Source organism: Mycobacterium sp. (genome assembly GCF_046330795.1).
In the GTDB taxonomy this organism is placed as follows: Bacteria; Actinomycetota; Actinomycetes; order Mycobacteriales; family Mycobacteriaceae; genus Mycobacterium.
The window spans coordinates 283,305-302,785 of record NZ_JAXLSA010000003.1; the positions used below are offsets into that span (position 1 = coordinate 283,305).

The 19,481-nt window shown below is 66.4% G+C and carries 18 protein-coding genes, 1 tRNA gene and 1 pseudogene; 9 read left to right on the forward strand and 11 right to left on the reverse strand.

Translation table 11 applies throughout. The features are described 5' to 3' along the window. The first annotated feature begins 1 nt into the window (after position 1). From grcC1 to U0R18_RS12795, 3 genes are all read left to right on the forward strand, one after another. A complete protein-coding gene (gene grcC1, locus U0R18_RS12785; RefSeq protein ID WP_526368838.1) occupies positions 2–1,006 on the forward strand; it encodes a nonaprenyl/(2E,6E)-farnesyl/geranylgeranyl diphosphat synthase in 1,005 nt (334 codons plus the stop codon). 85 nt (positions 1,007–1,091) lie between these two features. Further along, positions 1,092–1,979, forward strand: coding sequence for a zinc metalloprotease HtpX (htpX, locus tag U0R18_RS12790; RefSeq protein ID WP_526368840.1), 888 nt, complete (start codon positions 1,092–1,094; stop codon positions 1,977–1,979). A 40-nt stretch (positions 1,980–2,019) separates the two neighbouring features. Beyond that, the gene (locus U0R18_RS12795; protein WP_526368842.1) at positions 2,020–2,568 is read left to right on the forward strand and encodes a hypothetical protein; all 549 of its coding nucleotides are present in this window, start codon (positions 2,020–2,022) and stop codon (positions 2,566–2,568) included. A gap of 9 nt (positions 2,569–2,577) precedes the next feature. On the opposite strand, the gene U0R18_RS12800 is transcribed toward U0R18_RS12795, so the two are convergent. From U0R18_RS12800 to U0R18_RS12810, 3 genes are all read right to left on the reverse strand, one after another. Beyond that, a complete protein-coding gene (locus U0R18_RS12800; protein ID WP_526368844.1) occupies positions 2,578–3,603 on the reverse strand; it encodes an NAD(P)H-dependent glycerol-3-phosphate dehydrogenase in 1,026 nt (341 codons plus the stop codon). Then, positions 3,600–5,135 (reverse strand): flavin-containing monooxygenase, encoded by a 1,536-nt coding sequence (locus U0R18_RS12805; RefSeq protein WP_526368846.1) that lies wholly within the window; start codon positions 5,133–5,135, stop codon positions 3,600–3,602. Before U0R18_RS12805 ends, U0R18_RS12800 begins: the two co-directional genes overlap by 4 nt. A gap of 111 nt (positions 5,136–5,246) precedes the next feature. Next, positions 5,247–5,738: a YajQ family cyclic di-GMP-binding protein gene (locus U0R18_RS12810; protein ID WP_526368848.1), complete on the reverse strand. Its 492-nt coding sequence runs from the start codon at positions 5,736–5,738 to the stop codon at positions 5,247–5,249. A 172-nt stretch (positions 5,739–5,910) separates the two neighbouring features. On the opposite strand from U0R18_RS12810, the gene U0R18_RS12815 reads away from it, so the two are divergent. Further along, positions 5,911–5,993 (forward strand) — tRNA-Tyr (locus tag U0R18_RS12815). A 482-nt stretch (positions 5,994–6,475) separates the two neighbouring features. Here the strand turns inward: U0R18_RS12815 and U0R18_RS12820 are convergent. Further along, complete coding sequence (locus tag U0R18_RS12820; RefSeq protein ID WP_526368850.1) at positions 6,476–7,558, reverse strand: IS110 family RNA-guided transposase; 1,083 nt, start codon at positions 7,556–7,558, stop codon at positions 6,476–6,478. 271 nt (positions 7,559–7,829) lie between these two features. Here U0R18_RS12820 and U0R18_RS12825 point away from each other — a divergent pair, with 271 nt between their 5' ends. Beyond that, on the forward strand, positions 7,830–8,939 hold the full coding sequence (locus U0R18_RS12825) for a Fic family protein (protein WP_526368852.1): 1,110 nt from the start codon (positions 7,830–7,832) through the stop codon (positions 8,937–8,939). Positions 8,940–9,380: 441 nt separating this feature from the next. On the opposite strand, the gene U0R18_RS12830 is transcribed toward U0R18_RS12825, so the two are convergent. Further along, entirely contained in the window at positions 9,381–10,034 is a 654-nt protein-coding gene (locus U0R18_RS12830) for a TetR/AcrR family transcriptional regulator (RefSeq protein ID WP_526368854.1), read from the reverse strand. Positions 10,035–10,217: 183 nt separating this feature from the next. On the opposite strand from U0R18_RS12830, the gene U0R18_RS12835 reads away from it, so the two are divergent. The 4 genes from U0R18_RS12835 to U0R18_RS12850 all read left to right on the forward strand — a co-directional run bounded on the left by U0R18_RS12835 (position 10,218) and on the right by U0R18_RS12850 (position 15,155). Continuing rightward, positions 10,218–13,001 (forward strand): cadherin-like domain-containing protein, encoded by a 2,784-nt coding sequence (locus U0R18_RS12835; protein WP_526368856.1) that lies wholly within the window; start codon positions 10,218–10,220, stop codon positions 12,999–13,001. 242 nt (positions 13,002–13,243) lie between these two features. Continuing rightward, entirely contained in the window at positions 13,244–14,461 is a 1,218-nt protein-coding gene (locus tag U0R18_RS12840) for an Ig-like domain-containing protein (protein WP_526369513.1), read from the forward strand. 77 nt (positions 14,462–14,538) lie between these two features. After that, complete coding sequence (gene usfY, locus U0R18_RS12845; RefSeq protein WP_526368858.1) at positions 14,539–14,847, forward strand: protein UsfY; 309 nt, start codon at positions 14,539–14,541, stop codon at positions 14,845–14,847. Between the two features lie 89 nt (positions 14,848–14,936). Then, a complete protein-coding gene (locus U0R18_RS12850) occupies positions 14,937–15,155 on the forward strand; it encodes a hypothetical protein (protein ID WP_526368860.1) in 219 nt (72 codons plus the stop codon). A 7-nt stretch (positions 15,156–15,162) separates the two neighbouring features. Here U0R18_RS12850 and U0R18_RS12855 read toward each other — a convergent pair whose 3' ends face one another. The 6 genes and pseudogenes from U0R18_RS12855 to U0R18_RS12880 form a co-directional block, all read right to left on the reverse strand. Next, positions 15,163–16,122, reverse strand: coding sequence for a pirin family protein (locus U0R18_RS12855; RefSeq protein WP_526368862.1), 960 nt, complete (start codon positions 16,120–16,122; stop codon positions 15,163–15,165). 3 nt (positions 16,123–16,125) lie between these two features. Continuing rightward, positions 16,126–16,567 (reverse strand): annotated as a pseudogene (locus U0R18_RS12860) (nitroreductase/quinone reductase family protein). A gap of 19 nt (positions 16,568–16,586) precedes the next feature. Next, positions 16,587–17,588 (reverse strand): MOSC domain-containing protein, encoded by a 1,002-nt coding sequence (locus tag U0R18_RS12865; RefSeq protein WP_526368864.1) that lies wholly within the window; start codon positions 17,586–17,588, stop codon positions 16,587–16,589. Positions 17,589–17,594: 6 nt separating this feature from the next. Beyond that, positions 17,595–18,308 carry a crotonase/enoyl-CoA hydratase family protein gene (locus U0R18_RS12870; protein ID WP_526368865.1) on the reverse strand — a complete coding sequence of 238 codons (714 nt, stop codon included), beginning with the start codon at positions 18,306–18,308 and terminating at the stop codon, positions 17,595–17,597. 15 nt (positions 18,309–18,323) lie between these two features. Further along, the gene (locus U0R18_RS12875; RefSeq protein ID WP_526368867.1) at positions 18,324–19,037 is read right to left on the reverse strand and encodes an MBL fold metallo-hydrolase; all 714 of its coding nucleotides are present in this window, start codon (positions 19,035–19,037) and stop codon (positions 18,324–18,326) included. A 23-nt stretch (positions 19,038–19,060) separates the two neighbouring features. Further along, a complete protein-coding gene (locus tag U0R18_RS12880; RefSeq protein WP_526368869.1) occupies positions 19,061–19,426 on the reverse strand; it encodes a hypothetical protein in 366 nt (121 codons plus the stop codon). Between the last annotated feature and the right edge of the window lie 55 nt (positions 19,427–19,481).

Genomic DNA, 19,481 nt, shown 5'->3' on the forward strand with positions numbered 1-19,481 from the left:
AATGCCAACACCGGTGAGCGTGGTTGCGGGAGTTGACTTCGGCGATGCCGATTTCGCGCAGCGCGTGCGCGCCGGTGTCATTCGCATCGAAGAGCTGATGAAGGAGGAACTGGGCCGCGCCGACGAGCTGATGTCAGAGGCCGTGCACCATCTGTTCCTCGCCGGCGGCAAGCGGTTCCGGCCGCTGTTCACCGTCCTGAGCGCGTCGCTGGGCCCCGATCCGGATTCCGCGCAGGTCACCGTGGCCGGCGCCGTCATCGAGATGGTTCACCTGGCGACGCTGTACCACGACGACGTGATGGATGAGGCCCAGGTGCGCCGCGGCGCCCCGAGTGCCAACGCCCGCTGGAGCAACAACATCGCGATCCTGGCCGGCGACTACCTGTTCGCCACCGCGTCGCGACTGGTGTCGCGGCTGGGTCCCGACGCGGTGCTGATCATCGCGGATACCTTCGCCGAGCTGGTCACCGGTCAGATGCGGGAGACCCGGGGCGCCACGGACGGCGTCGACGAGGTGGAGCACTACCTGAAGGTCGTCTACGAGAAGACCGCCTGTCTGATCGCCGCGTCCGGCCGGTTCGGCGGCACGTTCTCCGGGGCGGACCCCGAACAGGTGGAGCGGTTGTCGCGGCTGGGCGGTCTGGTGGGCACGGCCTTCCAGATCTCCGACGACATCATCGACATCGAGAGCGAGCCCGAGGAGTCCGGCAAGCTGCCCGGCACCGACCTGCGCGAAGGCGTGCACACGCTGCCGGTCCTGTACGCGTTGCGCGAGACGGGGCCGGCCGCCGACCGGCTGCGTCAGCTGCTGGCCGCCGATATCACCGACGAGTCGGTGGCCGAGGCGCTGAACCTGTTGCGCGAGTCCAATGGCATCCCGATGGCCAAGGCGATGGTGCGCAGCTACGCCGAGCAGGCCCGCGCCGAGCTCGCGGCGCTGCCGGACTGCCCCGGCCGGCGCGCGATGGGATCGCTGGTCGACTACACGGTGAACCGGCACGGCTGACGGCGTTCGCGGAACCTAACCGGTCCGTCTGACGTTTAATCAGCTGGTCGCACGAATTGGCCCCTGAATGCCCGGGAGGACCCTGATGACCTGGCACCCGACCCGCAACACCTTCAAGACGTTCGCCCTCCTGGTGGGGATGTCCGCGTTGATCGTGTTCGTCGGCGGTCTGTTCACCAACGCCACCGGCAATCGGATCTACCTCTACATCTCCGTGCTGCTGGCCGTCGGCACCAATTTCTACTCCTACTTCAACAGCGACAAGCTGGCACTGCGGGCGATGCAGGCGCAGCCGATCACCGAGGTCCAGGCCCCGGAGATCTACCGGATCGTCAAGGAACTCGCCACCACTGCGCACCAGCCGATGCCGCGGCTCTACATCTCCAACACCGCCAACCCCAACGCCTTCGCCACCGGACGCAACCCGCGCAACGCGGCGGTATGCGTCACCACCGGGATCCTCGATCTGCTTGACGAGCGCGAGCTGCGCGCGGTGCTGGGTCATGAGCTGTCGCACGTGTACAACCGCGACATCCTGATCTCCTGTGTGGCCGGCGCCATGGCCTCGGTGATCACCGGCCTGGCCAATATGGCGATGTTCGCCAGCATGTCCAGCCGCGGCCGCGGCGGCGCGAACCCGCTGGCCCTGCTGCTGGTGTCGCTGCTCGGGCCGATCGCCGCGTCGGTGGTGCGGCTGGCGGTCTCGCGGTCGCGCGAATACCAGGCCGACGAGTCGGGTGCCGAGCTCTCGGGGGATCCGCTGGCACTGGCGTCGGCGCTGCGCAAGATCTCCGGCGGTGTCGAGCAGGCGCCGCTGCCGCCGGTGCCACAGCTGGCCGACCAGGCCCACCTGATGATCGCGAGCCCGTTCCGCGCCGGCGAGAAGCTGGGCAAGCTGTTCTCCACCCATCCGCCGATCCCGGACCGCATCAAGCGGCTCGAGGACATGGCGGGTCGCGGGCTGGGCCGGTAACGATCTGCACCTTCGGGGACGACGCTCTAGTGTGAGCAACGTGCTGCGTGGAGTCCTGATCGGCGTGGCGGCGGGGATCGCCGTCGCGACCCAGACGCTGCTGGGCGCCGTGGCCTGGGCCGATCCGACGCCGGATCCGGAGCCGGGGCCGCCGCCCCCACCCAACGTCAATGCCCTGACACCGGTTTCGCCGGTGGACTTCGCCGTCGGGCCCAATGTCTGGGCCTTCGCCGGCCCGGGCGGGGTGACCTGTCTGCTGAACCTCCCGGGACGCACCTACGGCTGCAACGGAGCACTTCCGGGGGCGCCCAACGGCGCCAATGTCGTGACGGGCGGCGCGACGGGCGAACCCGGCTTCTCCAGCACCGACCGGCCGATCTACGCATTCGACAAGCCGGCGAAGCCGCTCGCCGCCGGGTCCAGGCTGTCGGCGAGCACCGTCAGCTGCGGTGTGATCGGTGATTCCACGATCTGCAGCAACAGCTTCGACCAGACCGGCTTCGTCATCGCGCCGACCGGCAGCTACACCTTCGGCGGGGTCAACCCGATGCTGGACCGGCCCAAGGGCACCAACCCGTATATGAACTGAGCCGGTGGGTCAGAACCCGGTGCCGTGCACCTCATGGCCGGGCTTGTCGGCGGCCAGTCCGCGGTAGGCCTGCTCGACGGTGGAACCGTGGTTGATGACGGCGTCCACCTCCCGGGCGATCGGCATGTTCAGGCCGTACTTGTCGGCGAACTCCATCACCACGCTGGACGCTTTCACGCCCTCGGCGACCTGATTCATCGAGGCGATGATCTCGTCGATGGACTTCCCGGCCCCCAGTTGCTCGCCGACGTGCCGGTTGCGGCTGCGCTGGCTGGTGCAGGTGACCACCAGATCGCCCATCCCGGCCAGGCCGGCGAACGTGTCGCGGTGCCCGCCCATGGCCTCGCCCAGCTTGGACATCTCCCGCACCGCCCGGGTCATCACCATGGCCCGGGTGTTCTCCCCGATGCCCAGCGAGTAACCCATCCCGACCGCGATCGCGTAGACGTTCTTCAGCGCTCCCGCCATTTCGACACCCACCACGTCGTCGGTGGTGTAGGTGCGAAAGAGCTTGGTGCGGAACAGCTTGGCCAGATCCGCGGCCAGGCTCTGGTCGGGCATGGCCAGCACCGCCGCGGCGGCGTACCCCTCGGCCACCTCCTTGGCGATGTTGGGCCCGGCCAGGATGCCGGCCGGGTGCCCGGGCAGCACCTCCTCGACGATCTCGCTCATCCGCTGATTGGTCCCCTGCTCGAGGCCCTTGACCAGGGACACCACCGGCACCCACGGCCGCAGCTCCTTGGCCAGCTCTTCGAGGACACTGCGGAACCCGTGCGAGGGCACCCCCATGACGATGACGTCGGCGCAGTTGGCCGCCTCCGAGAAGTCGTTGGTGGCACGCAGCGATTCGGGCAGCACCACGTCCTTGCCCAGATACTCGGTGTTGCGGTGGTTGGTGTTGATGTCCTCGGCCGTCTCGGGGGAGCGGACCCATTGCAGGGTCGGCCCCCGACGGGCGTTGATGGCCGCGACGGTGGTGCCCCACGAGCCACCGCCGAGCACGACGACCTTGGGTTGGCGCAGCGCTGGTGTCATGCCCTGAGCGTATTGCCGCCGACCGTCGTATTCAGCGAAGTTGGCGAACTGAGCGCGGCGGGGGCGCGATCGGCGACCCGGCCGAAGATCATTTCCTCGTCGATCCGGTCGAACCGGTGGTCGATGGCGTCGGCGAAGAAATTCTGCCGGACGTTCCACGGCCGCCGCACCCCGGACTTGGGCAGGGCATGGGGCGCGCGCAGCACGTAACCGGCGGCGATGTCCCAGGCCGGCTTCTCCCGCATGGGGCCGTCGACCGGATGCGGGTAGGCGTGGGTGTAGCCGCGGGAACGCATGTAGGCCAACAGCTTTCCCACCTGCTGGGCGGTCATGTCGGCGCGCAGCGTCCAGGATGCATTGGTGTAGCCCACGCACCACGCCAGGTTGGGCACGTCCTCGAGCAGGTGCGCCTTGTAGACGAAGCGGTCCTGCGGGGTGATCTCGACGCCGTCCATGCTGACCCGCACCCCGCCGAGCGCCTGCAGTTGCAGGCCGGTCGCGGTGACGATGATGTCGGCGTCCAGGTGCTCGCCGGAGGCCAGCGCGATCCCGGTGGCGTCGACGTGGTCGACGGTGTCGGTCACCACCTCCACGCGCCCGGAGCTGATGGCCGCGAAGAGGTCACCGTCGGCGTCCAGGCACAGCCGCTGATCCCACGGGTTGTACCGCGGCTTGAAGTGCACGTCCACCGGATAGCCGTCGGGCAGGTTCTTGACCGCGTCGCGTCGGATGATCGACCGCACCAGGTTCGGTCGCCGGCGGGCCAGGAACCAGATCAGCCCCTCCTGGATCGCGTTGCGCCACTTGGCGAAACCGTGGGAGGCCTTGCGCGGCAGCACTTTCCGCACCAGCTCGGTGCTGGGCGAGACACGTCCGCCGGAGGCCACGTAGGTGGGGGAGCGTTGCAGCATGGTCACCTTGGCCGCGCGGCGGGCCATCCCGGGCACCAGCGTGATGGCCGTCGCGCCACTGCCGATGACGACGGCCTTCTTCCCGGTGTAATCGAGGTCATCCGGCCAGAACTGGGGATGGACGACGGTGCCGGCGAAGTTCTCCAGGCCCGGGAACTCCGGCGTGTAGCCCTGTTCGTAGTTGTAGTAGCCGCTGCCGAAGAACACGAACCGGCCGCGGTACCGCACCGCGGCGCCATCGTGTTCGGCCTCCACCGTCCAGGTGTCGGTGGACGAATCCCAGTCGGCGCAGCGCACGGTGGTGCCGAACCGGATGTGCCGGTCGATCCCGTACTTGCGCGCGGTGTCGGCCAGGTACTCGCGGATGTCCGCGCCGTCGGCCACACCTTCCGTGCGGGTCCACGGCTCCCACGGGAAGCACAACGTGAAGACGCTGCTGTCACTGCGCACACCCGGATACCGGAACAGGTCCCAGGTGCCGCCGATCCGGTCGCGGCGTTCGAGGATCACGTACCGGATCCCGGGATTCGCCTCGGTGATCCGGTGGGCGGCGCCCAGGCCCGAGATCCCCGCGCCGATGATGACGACGTCGACGTCCACGGTGTCCGTCGCAGTGCTCACAGGCGGCCTCGCTTCGCTCGCGGGTGTGGTGCTCGTCACCCACGATAACGGTCACTGGTCGAGTCGACGATGCTGCCGCGGAACGCGGCGGCGGAGGAGCGAGACGCGGATTCAGCGATAGTTCACGAACTGCAGCGCCACGTCCAGATCGGAGCCTTTCAGCAGGGCGATGATGGCCTGCAGGTCGTCACGCTTCTTCGAGCTGACCCGGATCTCGTCGCCCTGGACCTGGGTCTTGACGCCCTTGGGGCCCTCGTCCCGGATGATCTTGTTGATCTTCTTGGCGTTCTCGGTGTCGATGCCCTGCTTGAGGTTCCCGCTGACCCGGTAGGTCTTGCCGCTGGCCTGGGGCTCGCCGGCGTCGAACGCCTTCATGGAGATGTCGCGGCGGACCAGCTTCTCCTTGAAGACGTCCACGGCGGCCTTGAGTCGCTCCTCGGTGGAGCTGATCAGTTCGATGGACTCCTCGCCCTTCCAGGCGATCGTGGTGTCGGTGCCGCGGAAGTCGAAGCGGGTGGCGAGCTCCTTGGCCGCCTGGTTGAGCGCGTTGTCGACCTCTTGGCGGTCGACCTTGCTCACGATGTCGAACGATGAATCCGCCATTGGATTGCCATCCCCTCTGCTCATGTGGCCGTTTTCGTGTTGGGTACATCCTCGTTGTACCCTGCTAGTCGCGCCAAACCCGGGAGGGTGACGATGCGGGACGAGGTACGAGTCCCGCTGAGGAGCCCGAACCATCCCACACGGTCGGTCCGGGCGTGGCGCGCAGCACCCAGGCAGGTTGCCCGAGCGGCCAATGGGAGCGGACTGTAAATCCGTCGGCTAACGCCTACACAGGTTCGAATCCTGTACCTGCCACGCTGATCAGGCCCCCTTTCGAGGGGGCCTGAGTGCTTTCAGGGCGTCGGCTGAGGAACTGCTCCCGACCCGCTAGGTGATGCCGCTGATCCTGCGCTGCTGGCCCGCGATCTGCTGATTGGCCGTTGATATGCACGCCGGTAAGGAGATCCGCCATAGGCATGTGGTCGACGCCCTGATATGTAGGTCATTTTGTCAAGAGGCAGGGGGAAACGGACGCCATGGCCGTCGTCGTGGCGTCCGTTTCCGTTGACCGAGCTGAGCCTGACGGCGAGCGTGTCGATGTTGTGTCGACGCGGGTGTCAAGTCTGATATTCGCGGGTTGGTTACCGCAGGACGGACTGTTCTGCTGGAGCGGATCGCGTGTCTAGTGTCGAGCGTGATCCTGTTGCAGGACAAGAGGATTGCTCATAGGGCGTTCGCGGGTCGCTCCCAGGCGCTGCCGCCATCAGGGGTCAGTTCGGACAATCATGGGCCGGTACTCAGGTATCGAGGACGGCCAATGACCAGCACCAGCCAGCCAGCTCCCGAGCGATCGCCGTGTTGGCGACGACGGGGCGCTTCTTGCGGGCATCGAACCGGCACCAGCGGGTGTGCAGACGCCGGTTGGCCTGCTGGCCCCGAGCCCGCGCGGCCGGACTGGCGGCGTCCCAGCGTCGACGCAGATCCACCCCGGGACGGTACGGCTGGCGGTGATGCCAGGCCGCTTCGATCAGCAACCGGCGAGCGTGGCCGTTGCCCGTCTTGGTGATCGGCCCCTGCGATCGTGAGGTACCCGAGGAATACTCGGTCGGGACAAGACCCAGATAGGCGCCGATAGAGCGGCCGGTCAGCCGTTCCCAGTCGCCGATCTCGGCAGCCAGCCCGAACGCGGTCAGCGTCGAGACTCCCCGCAGGCAGCCCAGCCGGGTCACCACCGGCGTGTAGGCACTGTCGGCGGCCAGTTCAGCGATCGCGTCATCGAGGCGGTTGCGGCGGTCCACAGTGGCCAGCATGGTGTCCACCGCGGTGTCATAAGCCAACTGCAGTGGCGCGGCATCGAACCGCTGCCCCCGCGGCCACGTCTCATGTTTGCCGGTCCAGGTCCGGCCGCCGGAGTAGATGATCCCCTGCCGCAGAAGCAGTTTGGATACCCGATGTCGAGAACTCATCAAATCGCCGCGGCAATCCTCCCGTGCCCGCACCAGATCGCGGGCGGCTTCCTGCTCGGCGCTGGGGACCGTGACATCCACGATCTGCCCCAAATGCAGCAGCCGGGCCAGATGCGCGGCATCACGGGCGTCGGTCTTGACCCGATCCCCGGAGGGGCGCTGCAGCTTCGAGGGCGCAGCCACCAGACACACGATCCCGGCCGCGATCAGGAACCGGGCCAACCCGAACCCGGTCGGGCCGGCCTCATAGGTCACCGCCACCCGACCCGGCAACGACCGCAGCCACTCCAGGACGTCCTGGTAGTCGGGGGTCAACCGACGTTCGACCACCTCGCCGGTGTCCCCATCAAGAGCACACCCGACAACCGAACGTGCATGCACATCCAAACCAACACTCGTACGATGACCAATCACTGGGGCCTCCATCCACATCTGTGGCTCTACCGGCCAGGACCCACTCCTGACGGCAACCCACGTTCACATGTGGCGAGGCCCCAGCCTCCCCATACCGTCTAGGCCTCGACGGATTCGACTCGTCACCCGTTGGAACTGGCCAACATCCGGTCGGGGCTGCGGAAGGTCTAGAACGACGGATCATGGGCAAGAAGTTCACGTATCGGCGATATATGGAAAGAATTGGTCATTTTCTTTCCATATTGCTCGGATTTCTGGGCACTCTGCTCTGGTGACCAACTGGCAACCTGATATCCCCTACAACGAACTGCCGCCGCCCCCTGGCGTCGACGAACTCGAGACTCGGAGGGTGTTGAAGGCTGCCATCGGTGCAAATGCAGCGCTAGCTCAACTCGACCAGGCGGTCGCGTCAATACCAAACCCGACCGTGCTCATCAACACGATCCCGATCCTTGAAGCGCAGGCGAGTTCCGAGATCGAGAACATCGTGACGACGACTGATGAGCTATTTCGGCATCAGATTGACGAGGCCGGAGCCGACCCCGCAACCCGAGAAACACTGAGGTATCGAACCGCGCTCCGCACAGGCTTCGACCTCACGATCCAGCGAGGCCTCACGACAGCGACAGCACTGGCGGTATGTAGCACGATCAAAGCTCGCGACATGCGTGTTCGGGCCTTGCCGGGTACGCGGATCGCCAATCCTGCCACTGGTGAGATCATCTACAGTCCGCCCGAGGGCAAGGAGCTGATCGAGACAAAGCTTGCTGAATGGGAGCGATTCATACATGCGGATGACGGTCTTGACACGTTGATACGCATGGCGGCGGCCCACTACCAGTTTGAGGCGATCCATCCGTTCGTGGACGGAAATGGTTGCACGGGCCGCATCGCTAACGTCCTCATGCTCGTCGACGCCGGCCTGCTCAGGTTGCCAGTTCTGTACTTGTCCAGGTACATCATCGATTCGAAAAACGACTACTACCGCCTGCTTCTGGCAGTCACCACCGACGGAGCATGGGAAGAGTGGATTCTCTACATCTTGCGAGGGATCGAGCTGACTTCGAGGTACACACTGCGCAAGATTGCTGCTATCCGCGACTTGCAGACAGATTTCACCCAACGTGCCCGAGTGGTGTCCAAGAGGGGCGCTGACTCCGAGTTTCAGTCCGTTCTGTTCGAACAGCCGTACTGTCGCATCGCTATCGTGATGGACAGGTGCGACGTCTCAAGGCCAACCGCGTCCGCTTGGCTCAATGCACTGGCCGAAAGCGGACTGCTCCAAACAGCAAAGGTTGGGCGAGACCGTCTCTACATAAACCGTGAGTTCCTGCAGCTCCTGGTGCGTCCAGAACCACTTGGCGAGCCGGATGGCACATGAAAAGGAACTTGGCATGTCATGGGAAAGCGGCAAAATTGTTGCGCAATACTACGGTATTTATGTGATCTACATCACTTCTACGGTGGCGTGCTACCCGGCCGGCGCGTCTGGGTGAGCGCTCAGCTCCCGATTACTCGAGCTGGCACCAGTGCTGCTGTGTCTGCCACGAACTGATCGGCGTCTTTCTCGTCACCGTCTGCACGGATTGCAGCGTCGGATACGGCTTGAACGGCAATGGCCAGGTCCGACGCATCGCAAGTGGCGGTGATCTCCCAGTGATCAGCACCGAACATGGGCGCCCTTCCGTGCTGTTCCCGACCTCTCGGTACGAATCGGGCGGAGGGCGTGGACCACGTGATTCATCAGGAGCGGACGGTAAATCCGTTGGCACAGGAATGCGCGATCTGCCGCGCTGATCAGGCCCCCTTTCGGGGGGCCTGATCACGTTTCGGCGAGGAAGTCCTTCCATCGTCCGAGGACGGCCTCGGGCCGCGGGGCGCTGGGCGCTTCACTCTGCCGGCGCGGCGGCCGCAATCCCATTGTCCGGCGGCCGATCTCGGTGAGCTCGGCGATGAGCGCCTGCTCGTCGATGTCGGTGGGCGCGCCGGTCGCGGCGCCCGCGAGGCCGGTCATCAACGCGGTTGCCTTGATGATTGCGGTGGCGCCCTCGTCGAGCTGGGTGAGCAATGTCAGCTGCCGAACGATCAGGTCTCCCCAGTCGGGCTGCAGTTGCAGGATGCGGTGGACGTCGGGGTCGAAGACCATCACCGCCGCCAGCGACCGGTTTTTGGCGACCACCGTCGCGAAACCGGCCACCATCGCGTCCACCTGGGTACGCGGCGTGCGCTGGCTCTCCGCCAGTTCCACGACCCGCCGAATGTCGTGCAGCATCGGCTCCATCAGCGCGATCAGGAGATGGTCGCGGGTGCGGAAGTGGTGGTAGATCGCGGCTTTCGTGAAGCCGAGCTCATCGGCGATCATCTGCAGCGAGGTGCCGCCGAAGCCGTGCTGGCTGACCAGGGTCATCCCGACGTTGAGCAGCCGCTGTCGCGTGTCGATCGGATTGCCCGCATCGGTCTTCTCCGCAGACGACATGCCTCACCTCCTGATGACAAGTGAAGCAATCACCTAGCCAGTCGACAAGCTATCACTTTACGATCGGTCAATGTGATGCTTGACACACGGCAAGCGATAGCTTTACGGTCGGTAAGTCAAAACTTGACGCTCGGTAAGTCGCAACGCTGCCGAGCCTCCACATCGAATCTGGCTGGGGTACCAATGAGCACACAAAATACGCAGGTCGGGCCGTATGCCCGCTATATCGGCCGGGTCGGCGCTCTGGCCGCCGCCTTGGGCATCGGCGTGATGGTTGCAACGTCACCGGGCATTGCGAACGCCGATTCCGCGGGTGCCTCGGCGTCGAGTTCGGCAAGTGATTCGTCGTCCGAGTCGGGCGCGTCGGAGGGTTCGAGCAGCAGCGACTCCGCTGCCAGTGGCTCGGAGGCCGGCACCAAGCCGGCATCCGAGGAGGGCTCGTCGGCCACCGGAAGCAGTGATACGGAGGACGAGACGCCGCAGAAGACAGAGGGCGACGTGGACGCGGCGGCGACCAACGCCGACGAGGAGGATGCTGCCGACTCCGATTCAGCGGACACCACGACGGCCGATTCTGCCGGCGTGGAGTCGACTCAAGCGGCCACCCCGTCCGCCCCGAGCGACGCGGCCGCCCCGGTCAAGGAGGCCGAAGCGGAAGAGACGACTGCGCCGAGTGCGACCCCAACTGCGGCCCCGGCGGCCGAATCCACGCAGACGACCACGGCACCGGCCGTGAGCGAATCACGTTCGGAGGCCGCGGCGGAGCCCACGCCGGCCGCGAAAGTGGTCACCGCGGCCGCCGCGGAGGACACGGATACGGATCGGGCCCCGAACGTGTCGAGTGTCGCTCCTGCGTCGGACGACGTCGCCGCGAGCGTCGCCGCCGTTCCCGCGACAGTTGCGACGGCACTCGTCGCACCGGTGAGCGCGGCGGCCACCGATCCCGTGGTCGGCGTCATCGGATTCCTCAACCACGTCGTCGCATCACTCCTCGATCCATTCCTGGCGCCGGCGCCCGCGTCACCCGACCTCCTGACCCCAGTCATCTGGGCGGTCCTCGGGTGGGTGCGCCGCAACGTGTTCAACGAGGGCCCGAGTATCAACTACGACTCCGCGACGACGGTCCAGACCGGACAGACGATCACGGGTAACTTCGGCGCGACGGACCCCGAGGGCGACGCTCTGACCTACACGGTCACGCAGGGTCCGCAGCATGGCAGTCTGACCATCGACCAGGCGACGGGCGCCTTCACCTACGCCCCTGACGACATCAATTACACTGCGGTGCAAACGGATTCGTTCACCGTCTCGGTCACCGACGGCAAGGGCAACCTGATGAGTCTGTTCGGGGTGCCGCACGGGGACGCCGCGACCGTCGACGTGACGGTGCTCAACCCCACCGTCGAGCGGGTGATCGTGTCCCTGCCGGCCGGCTTCACCAACGCGCAGATTCCGCGTTTCGCCGCCGACGGACAGTCACTCCTGTTCAGTGCCACGCCCCCGGACTCGGCGGCCGGTGCTCGCCGCGAGATCTACAACGTCAATGTCGACGGCACCGGCCTCACCTGTCTGACGTGCGGCCTCGCGGATCCCACTCCACTGGCGGCCGGCAGCACCACACCGAGGGATCTGTTCAAGCCGGTCCCGTTCGAGGACGGCTCCGGCCGGATCCTGATGCAGTCGGCGGCCAACGGCTCCTACACCAACGTGGTCTACGAGAGCGACGCCGATGGAGCGCGCCTCGTTCGCATCCTCACCCCGGCCGGGAAGGCGGGTGTCATCGCCACCGATGCGCAACGTGAGATGCGGATTTCACCGGACGGCACCCACGTGCTGTTCAGCCAGATCCAGCTGGTTCCGAATGCTGGGGACTCGCCGGGCTTCATCACCGCCGTCCCCATCGTCGGGGCATTGACCGCCAGCGTCGATGCCAACGGCAACAAGGTCTACACCATCACCGACGCCCGGGTGGTCTACGCAGTCGGTGAGGGCAAGCAGTGGACCCACGACGGAAAGGGCGTGATCATCCAGGGCGGTCTCTACGACTCGGGCAACGTCGATGACGTCGTGGTGGACCTCGCCACCGGACAGGTGACGCGGCTGACCGGAAATCTCGACTACGACGAGGACGTCGATCTGTCCCCCAACAATCAGTGGCTCGCGATCGACAGTGCACGTGGGCTCGACGCGCTGACCCCGGTGTCGCGGATCGTGCGCCCCGCTTTCGTGACGCTGCTGATCCAGGGCTCGGTGTATACCACCTATGCGGGCACGGGGAACTACACCAACGTGTCGAACCAGCCGTGGTTGGTGGCCGTGGAGGACGACCTGAAGGGCGAGGACGGAATCCCACTGTTCGTCAGCGACGACCCCGGCACGCCCGCGGACGAGGGCGACAATTGGACCGCGCGCAGCATGCCCAGCTGGAATGCGGACGGCACCGAGGTGGCGTTCTGGGAGGCCAACGCCACCGGACAGTCGCGGCTGGTCGTCGCCAAGCTGGAGTACACCACCAGCGTCGGGACCGCGGACGACAAGACGACGCCCGCCCTGTCGTCGGCCCTGCCCACCCTGACCAGCAATACGCCCCAGCAGGTGGAGCTCCTTCCAACCGGGACGTACTCGGGTGCCGGGGGCGGTAGCGCGGTGGTCACCCAGACCACCCTGGCCAACGGTCACATCGTGCGCAGCGTGACCTACACCGACTACGTGAACGTGGACGGGATGATCCTGAACGGCACCGAGTCGACCGACCAGAGCGCCGCTCAGAACACCATCCACTACATCGCCGACATCACGGTGACGGGAACCCACACCGGGTCCCTGACCGGTGATGCAACCATCAACAAGCTGACCCGGACCATCACGGCGACCACCCCGGGTTCGATGATCCAGTCGACCCTGGACGGCGACACGCTGGTCCTGCTCGATCCGACTCGGGTGGCCGCGGCCCAGGCGAGCACGTAGGGCCGCAGTTCCGCAGTAACTCCTCATCGAAGGGCCCGTCTTCACGGACGGGCCCTTCGACACACCTCTGGAACGCCGCCAACACGCCGCGCGGTCGCCGCGATGTCGCCGGTGCCGTTTAGGATGGAGCCATCCCGCTCGCCCCCGCGATTGCGGCTCCTCCTGTTTCAACCCGGCATGTGTATTGGAGTGTGTTGTTCAACCTGGATCGTCGTGCCCGAGGTGCGTCGCTGGCTGCGGTGATGGCGGTACTGGCCGTGCTCGGCGGGGTGGTGCTGACCACCCAGTCGGACCGTGACTGCCTCAGCTGTGGGGTGGCGGCCGCTCGCGTCCAGCCGTCCGCAGCAACCCCCACGGGTCCGGCCGAACTGACGGTGAAACCGGCGGCCGGCGCCCAGGATGTCGATCCGCTGGGCCGGGTCCTGGTGACCGCGCAGACGGGCGGACTGAGCGACGTCACGATGGTCAACGAGAACGGCAAGGCCATCCCGGGCATCATGACGCCGGACAATCAGGCGTGGAAGCCGGCGGAGCAGCTCGGCTACGGGCACACCTACACCATCACCATCGCGGCACGCGGGCCCAGCGGCATGCCGACCCGGGAGACGTCGAGCTTCACCACGTTGACGCCGAAGAACCAGACGGATGTGTACTTCAACACCACCGGCGGCAACCTGCTGGCCGACGGCGCCACCTACGGCGTCGGCATGGTGATCGTCGCCCACTTCGACGAACCGATCAGCAACAAGGCCAGTGCCGAGCGCAATCTGAAGGTGATCACCGACCCGATCGTGCAGGGCTCCTGGTACTGGATCGACGATTACAACGCCCATTGGCGGCCCGAGAAGTACTGGGCGCCAGGCACTTCGGTCACCGTGAACGCCAACATGTTCGGCGTGCCGATGGGCAACGGGCTCTACGGCCAGTCCGACGAGACGGTGTCCTTCAAGATCGGCGATGCGCACGTCTCGGTTGCCGACGACAAGACCAAGCAGGTCAGCGTCTTCGAGAACGGCAAGCTGGTGCGCACCATGCCGACCTCGATGGGCAAGGGCGGCACCGAGACCATCAACGGCCAGACGTTCTCGTTCTGGACCCCGCCCGGCGTCTACACCGTGATGGACAAGGCGAACCCCGTGATCATGGATTCGTCGACCTACGGGCTGCCGATCAACTCGCGGCTGGGCTACAAGACCACCATCCCGTATGCCACCCGGATCAGCACGGACGGCATCTACGTGCACCAGCTCAACGCCACCACCTGGGCCCAGGGCAATACCAACGTCAGCCACGGCTGCCTGAACCTCAACGGCGACAACGCGCAGTGGTTCTTCAACTTCTCCCAGCCCGGTGATGTCGTCGAGGTCCGGGGCACCGGGGGAGCGCCACTCGAGGTCTGGCAGAACGGCGACTGGACGGTGCCCTGGGTCGAATGGCGCAAGGGCAGCGCGCTGCCCTGATACCGGCACCTCCGAGGGTGTGACACAGCTCACAATCGGCGTACGGTGGAAGCATCTCTGCAACGGAGGGAGATGCGATGAAGGGTGCGCACCACGACCCTGTCGACCACGTCCGAACGACACAGCCACATGCGGGTGAGTCCTTCATCGACACGCTGTGGCTGCCGGGTCTGCTCCTGATCGGTATCGGAACTGCCCTGATCGCCGGCACGGTGGCCGCATCGGCGTACGGCAATCAGCACGCCTCGGTGGTGCTCGGCCTGATCGCCGGGGCGCTCGTGACGGCGGGGGCCCTGCTGATCACGCTCGAACACCACCGGGTCAAGCGGGTCGAGCGGCGTTGGCTGACCGAGCATCGACCGTCCGACCAGGGCCAATTCACTTAGCCCACATAGCAATTAGCCGAACTACTCGATGTTGCCTGGATCACACTTTGCCGTACCATGTGTTCCCAGACACATCGAAGGGACATTCAATGGCCGCTGGTGGTTTGTTCCCGCAGGCGAAACCGGTTCCGCCGCGCGCGGCACATGGATCGATCAGCGGCACCCGCGTGCTCATGGGTGTGCTGCTCCTCATGATCGCGGTCGCGGCCGTGGTCGCCGTCGTCGTCACCGCGTCCAGCGGTCAGGCGAACCTGGCAATCATCATCGGCATCTTCTCCGCGGCCTTCTTCTCCCGCGTCCTCTGCTGACCGACCGTCACATCGTGCGCCGCGGCCGTAGCCGCGTCGTCGGCATGGGCGGTGCCGGCAGCCATTCGGTGGCACCCCGGTAACCCGACACCCGGCCGAACCGGGCCGACTGCGCCTGCCACTGTGCCCGGAATTCCGCGATCTCCTCATGGGAGCGGCCGACGAAGTTCCACCACATCATCAGCTCCTCGCCGAAGGGTGTGCCGCCCAGCAGCACCGCGCGGGCGGGCTCGGTCCCGGTGTTGGTCACGGTCAGCACGTCGGCCCCGGCGCCCACGTAGGCCAGCTCGCCCGGCCGCACGGCCGCGCCCGCAACCGTGGCGTCGCCGCGGTCGAGCAGCAGCCCGTGCTCGAATCCCGGATCGACCTCCAGATCGACCGACGCGCCGGCGGGCAGGTCGATCTGCGCCCCGAGCAGTGGGGTGTGGGTGAGCACGGGTGAACGCACGCCGGCCAGTGCTCCCAGGAACACCCGCAGGCTCACACCGGACCGGGTGATCGGCGACGGCGCGTAGTGATCGAAGGCGCGAGCGGTGTACCGGGCCGGGTCGGGCAGGGCGATCCACAGCTGCACGCCATGCAGGAAATGTGTTGCGTCGGTCGACACTTCGGAGTGGCAGATGCCGGCGCCCGCAGTCATCAGGTTCAGTTCGCCCGGGCGGACCATCGCGTGCACACCGGCACTGTCGCGATGCTCGATCTCGCCGGCGAACAGCCAGCTGACGGTCTGCAGACCGGTGTGCGGATGCGGTGGTACATCCATCGCGGGCCCGGAGCCGCCGGTGTTGTAGTGGTCGGCGAAGCACCACGCCCCGACCAGGGATCGCCGGCGCTGCGGAAGTGTGCGCCGCACGTTGATCGCGCGCGGGCCGCCGAGTGGTACCCGGCGTGGCTCCAGGATCTCAACACCGGCGGAAGTCTCAGGGAGGCAATCGATTTCGGCCGGTTCGGCTTCCAGATTGCTCATGACTCAGTTTCGTGGCCGGCAGATCAGCAGCGGGATCTCACGATCGGTATTGCGCTGATAGCCCGCGTAACCCTTGTACGTCGACCACCTGTGGCCACAGTACGGCCCGCTCCTCGGCAGTGGCGGCATGCGCGTGCATCGGCACGGTCCGGCCGTCGATCACCAGGTTGACGTCCGGGTGGGCGACGGCGTTCTTGTACCAGTCGGGATGGTCGGAATGTCCGCCCTTGGAGGCCACCAGGACGATCTGGTTGTCGTCGTGCACGGGACTGGTGAGCAGGTTCGCGTACGGCCGTCCCGATTTGCGACCGACCGTCTGCAATTCGACGGTGAGCATGCCCATGACGGTGCGTGGGTATCGGCCGCCGGTCAGCGCGAGCATCGCGCGGTGGCCGTTCTCGAGCAGCCATGCGCCGGCTTCGGCGACGCGATCTGGTCTGGGCATGGGATTTCCTTTCGGTACTTCAACGGTCGCGCAGGACGGTGGCCTCGATGACGTTCTGGACCCCGCGCTGGATTCGCCGGGTCAGCGCACCTGCGTTGCGGCGCAACACACCCGGTGCGTCGGCGACGTGCACCTCGATGCGGTCGCCGACGTGCACCATGCCCGGCCGCGCCACATCGGCGTACACCCCCAGGAAGCGGTCGGTGCGTTCGGAGAGCAGCCGGGTGATCGAACGGTCGGCCTCGATGCCGGGCTGCGGGCGGGTGGGAATCACGCAGCGGATGGTCCGGCCGGACACCCGCAGCGCTACCGAGCCGATGTCCAACCGGGCGCCCGTCCACTCCGATTCCGGGAATTGCGTTGTGGCTTCGTTGTTCTCGAAGTCGATGTCGATCACGATATTGGGCCGGAACCGGCGGGCGTCGAACCCGCTGCCATCGGGTGACAACGACGCCAGACTGGTGGTGCTCAACAGGTGTACCGGGCTCAGGTCGACGAATGTGCCTGGCGGCGTGGAGAACCGGGCGAGGGTGGCGACCTCCCGCAGCGAGAAGATCGACGTGTCGATGAGCCTGTCACCGTCGGTCAGCCCGAAGTCCTTGCGCACCTCGCTGGGTGCGAAGGCGTCCAGGAGCTGGCGGGGCCGCAGCCGGTGCACCGAGGTGTCGGACTCCTCGGGCAGCGGCGTCAGCCGTACCGGGCGGCCCGCCACCTCGGAGAGGCGGTCGTCGATATCGGGGTCGGCGCTGCTGCGCCGGGTGCCGTCCGGGAAGGTGATCAGCACCTCGGGAACGTTGCCCGGCCCGGCAGCCTGGGCGGGTTCGTCACGGTATTCGGCGGTGCATCCCAGCAGCGCGGGAATCCGGCGGCCGGTGGCGGTGATGTCGTTGTCCAGATCGCGGACCGCCCACAGCCGGTCGGCATGAACACCGCGCCGGTCGATGCGCACCGCGTCGACCGGAGTGCCACCCATCGACTTGACCGGGTAGCGCCACAGCCGGTGCACTGCGATGCTCGTCATCGAAAATCAGCTCGGGACGCCGAATTCCGCCGGCATGTTCTCGATCCCGGCCCGGATGGCCTCCAGGGCCTCGGCGCGGGCCCGCAACTTGCTCGCCGCGTGGGCGCCCCGGTGCAGCTTGGCGAACTCATGGGCGGCCTCCTCGGCGCGCTCGAGCACCTTCTCCGCCGGTACCACCTCGTCGACCCAACCGGCCGCCTTGGCGGACTCACCGAAGAAGACGTTGGCCAGGCCGACGGCCTGCTGGTAGGCCGAGCGGGTCAACCGCAGCTTGACCACCTCGAGCGCGGCATAGGGCATCACCATGCCGATCGCCACCTCGTTGGCCTGAATGTTGTAGTTGGGCGCGGTGATTCGGTGATCACCGCTGCACAGCAGGAACGAGCCCATCGCGATGGCGTGACCCGTGCAGGCGATCACCACCGGCTTCGGGTAGGACAACAGCCGGTGCGACAACTCGAACCCGCCACGCAGCATCCCGATCGACGCGTCGAGGTCACCGGAGCGGAACACCTTCAGATCGAATCCACCGCTGAAGACCTTGTCGTTGCCGGCCAGCACCAGCGCGCCGACGTCGTCGCGGTCGGCCTGGTCGATCGCACCGTTGATGGCCTGCTGCATGTCCGGGCCCAGCACGTTGGCCTTACCGTCGTCCATGGTGATGACGGCGATCGAATCGTCGCGGCGGTAGGTGACTTTTTCGCTACTCGGGGCGGTCATGTTGTCGACGCTACGTCAACCGCCCATCAGCATGTGCCACTGCTCCAGGTTCGACGCCCGGTAGACGTAGTTGGTGCGCTTGACGTCTGCCAGCGGAGCACTGGGCTGCTCGGAATACCAGTGCCCGGGGAACACCGTCGGATCGCCCGCCAGAGCGGCCAGCTGCTGCAGGCTGCGGTACATGTCGTCGACGTTCCCGCCCGGGAAGTCGGTGCGCCCGCAGCCGTCGAGGAACAGGGTGTCGCCGGCCACCAGGCGTCCGTCGAGGAGGAAGCACTGGCTGCCGGGCGTGTGGCCCGGGGTGTGCAGCAACTCGATCTCCATGCCGCCGACGGCCACCTTGTCGCCGTGGCGGTGCGGCGTCAGATCCGACAGCGCAACGTCGGTGACCCGCGAAACCCATTTGGCCTCATGGATATTCACGTGCACGGGAACCGACTCGCGCTCCAGGAGATCGGCCAGGCCCTCGAGTGTGAACCCCATCATGGTGCCGCCGACGTGGTCGGGGTGGTGGTGGGTGACCAGGACGCCCGACAGTCGCATGCCGTCGGCTTCCAGGGTGTCCACCAGTTCGCCGGCCGCATACGCGGGATCGACCACCACCGCGTCACCGGTTTCGCGGTCACCGATCAGATACGCGAAATTGCGCATCTGGGTGGCGATCATGTCGCCGGCGGCGAAGTCGTGCCCGGAGAGCAGCTGTTTGAAGTAGAGCCGGTCGTCAGCCATGCCCAGATGGTGTCAGGCGCGCGTCAGCACTTGGTTTCGGGGCGGCGCAGGCTGATCGAGACGACCCGCTTCTTCTTCGGGTTCACCTTGACGACGGTTCCCGCCCGCGGGCTCTGCCCGCACACGATCCAGTTCGTCGGGTTCAGGATCTGCTGGGCCGGACCCTTCGCGTTGAATGCATTGATCTTGATGACGCCGGCGTCGACCAGCGACTGCAGCGAGGACTCCGCCGCCGCCAGCGTCCCACCCTTGAATGGGCCCGGCATCTCCCACGTGCCTTCTGCGGACACCGGACTGGCGTCGTCCGCCCAAGCCGGAGCGGCGATGCCGATCATCAAGCCGACGGCCATGGATGTCGCGCCCACTGCCGCTGTGAAGCGTTGCCGCATCGATGCACTCCTCCGTGCCGAGAAAAGAAGAATCCTGGACCTGTGTCGAACCATG

Bases quoted from the DNA above. Each gene is read 5' to 3' on its own strand.
- grcC1 (WP_526368838.1), top strand. From the start codon at position 2: ATGCCAACACCGGTGAGCGTGGTTGCGGGAGTTGACTTCGGCGATGCC.
- htpX (WP_526368840.1), top strand. From the start codon at position 1,092: ATGACCTGGCACCCGACCCGCAACACCTTCAAGACGTTCGCCCTCCTG.
- U0R18_RS12800 (WP_526368844.1), bottom strand. From the start codon at position 3,603: ATGACACCAGCGCTGCGCCAACCCAAGGTCGTCGTGCTCGGCGGTGGC.
- U0R18_RS12810 (WP_526368848.1), bottom strand. From the start codon at position 5,738: ATGGCGGATTCATCGTTCGACATCGTGAGCAAGGTCGACCGCCAAGAG.
- U0R18_RS12830 (WP_526368854.1), bottom strand. From the start codon at position 10,034: ATGTCGTCTGCGGAGAAGACCGATGCGGGCAATCCGATCGACACGCGA.
- U0R18_RS12835 (WP_526368856.1), top strand. From the start codon at position 10,218: ATGAGCACACAAAATACGCAGGTCGGGCCGTATGCCCGCTATATCGGC.
- U0R18_RS12840 (WP_526369513.1), top strand. From the start codon at position 13,244: ATGGCGGTACTGGCCGTGCTCGGCGGGGTGGTGCTGACCACCCAGTCG.
- usfY (WP_526368858.1), top strand. From the start codon at position 14,539: ATGAAGGGTGCGCACCACGACCCTGTCGACCACGTCCGAACGACACAG.
- U0R18_RS12850 (WP_526368860.1), top strand. From the start codon at position 14,937: ATGGCCGCTGGTGGTTTGTTCCCGCAGGCGAAACCGGTTCCGCCGCGC.
- U0R18_RS12855 (WP_526368862.1), bottom strand. From the start codon at position 16,122: ATGAGCAATCTGGAAGCCGAACCGGCCGAAATCGATTGCCTCCCTGAG.
- U0R18_RS12865 (WP_526368864.1), bottom strand. From the start codon at position 17,588: ATGACGAGCATCGCAGTGCACCGGCTGTGGCGCTACCCGGTCAAGTCG.
- U0R18_RS12870 (WP_526368865.1), bottom strand. From the start codon at position 18,308: ATGACCGCCCCGAGTAGCGAAAAAGTCACCTACCGCCGCGACGATTCG.
- U0R18_RS12875 (WP_526368867.1), bottom strand. From the start codon at position 19,037: ATGGCTGACGACCGGCTCTACTTCAAACAGCTGCTCTCCGGGCACGAC.
- U0R18_RS12880 (WP_526368869.1), bottom strand. From the start codon at position 19,426: ATGCGGCAACGCTTCACAGCGGCAGTGGGCGCGACATCCATGGCCGTC.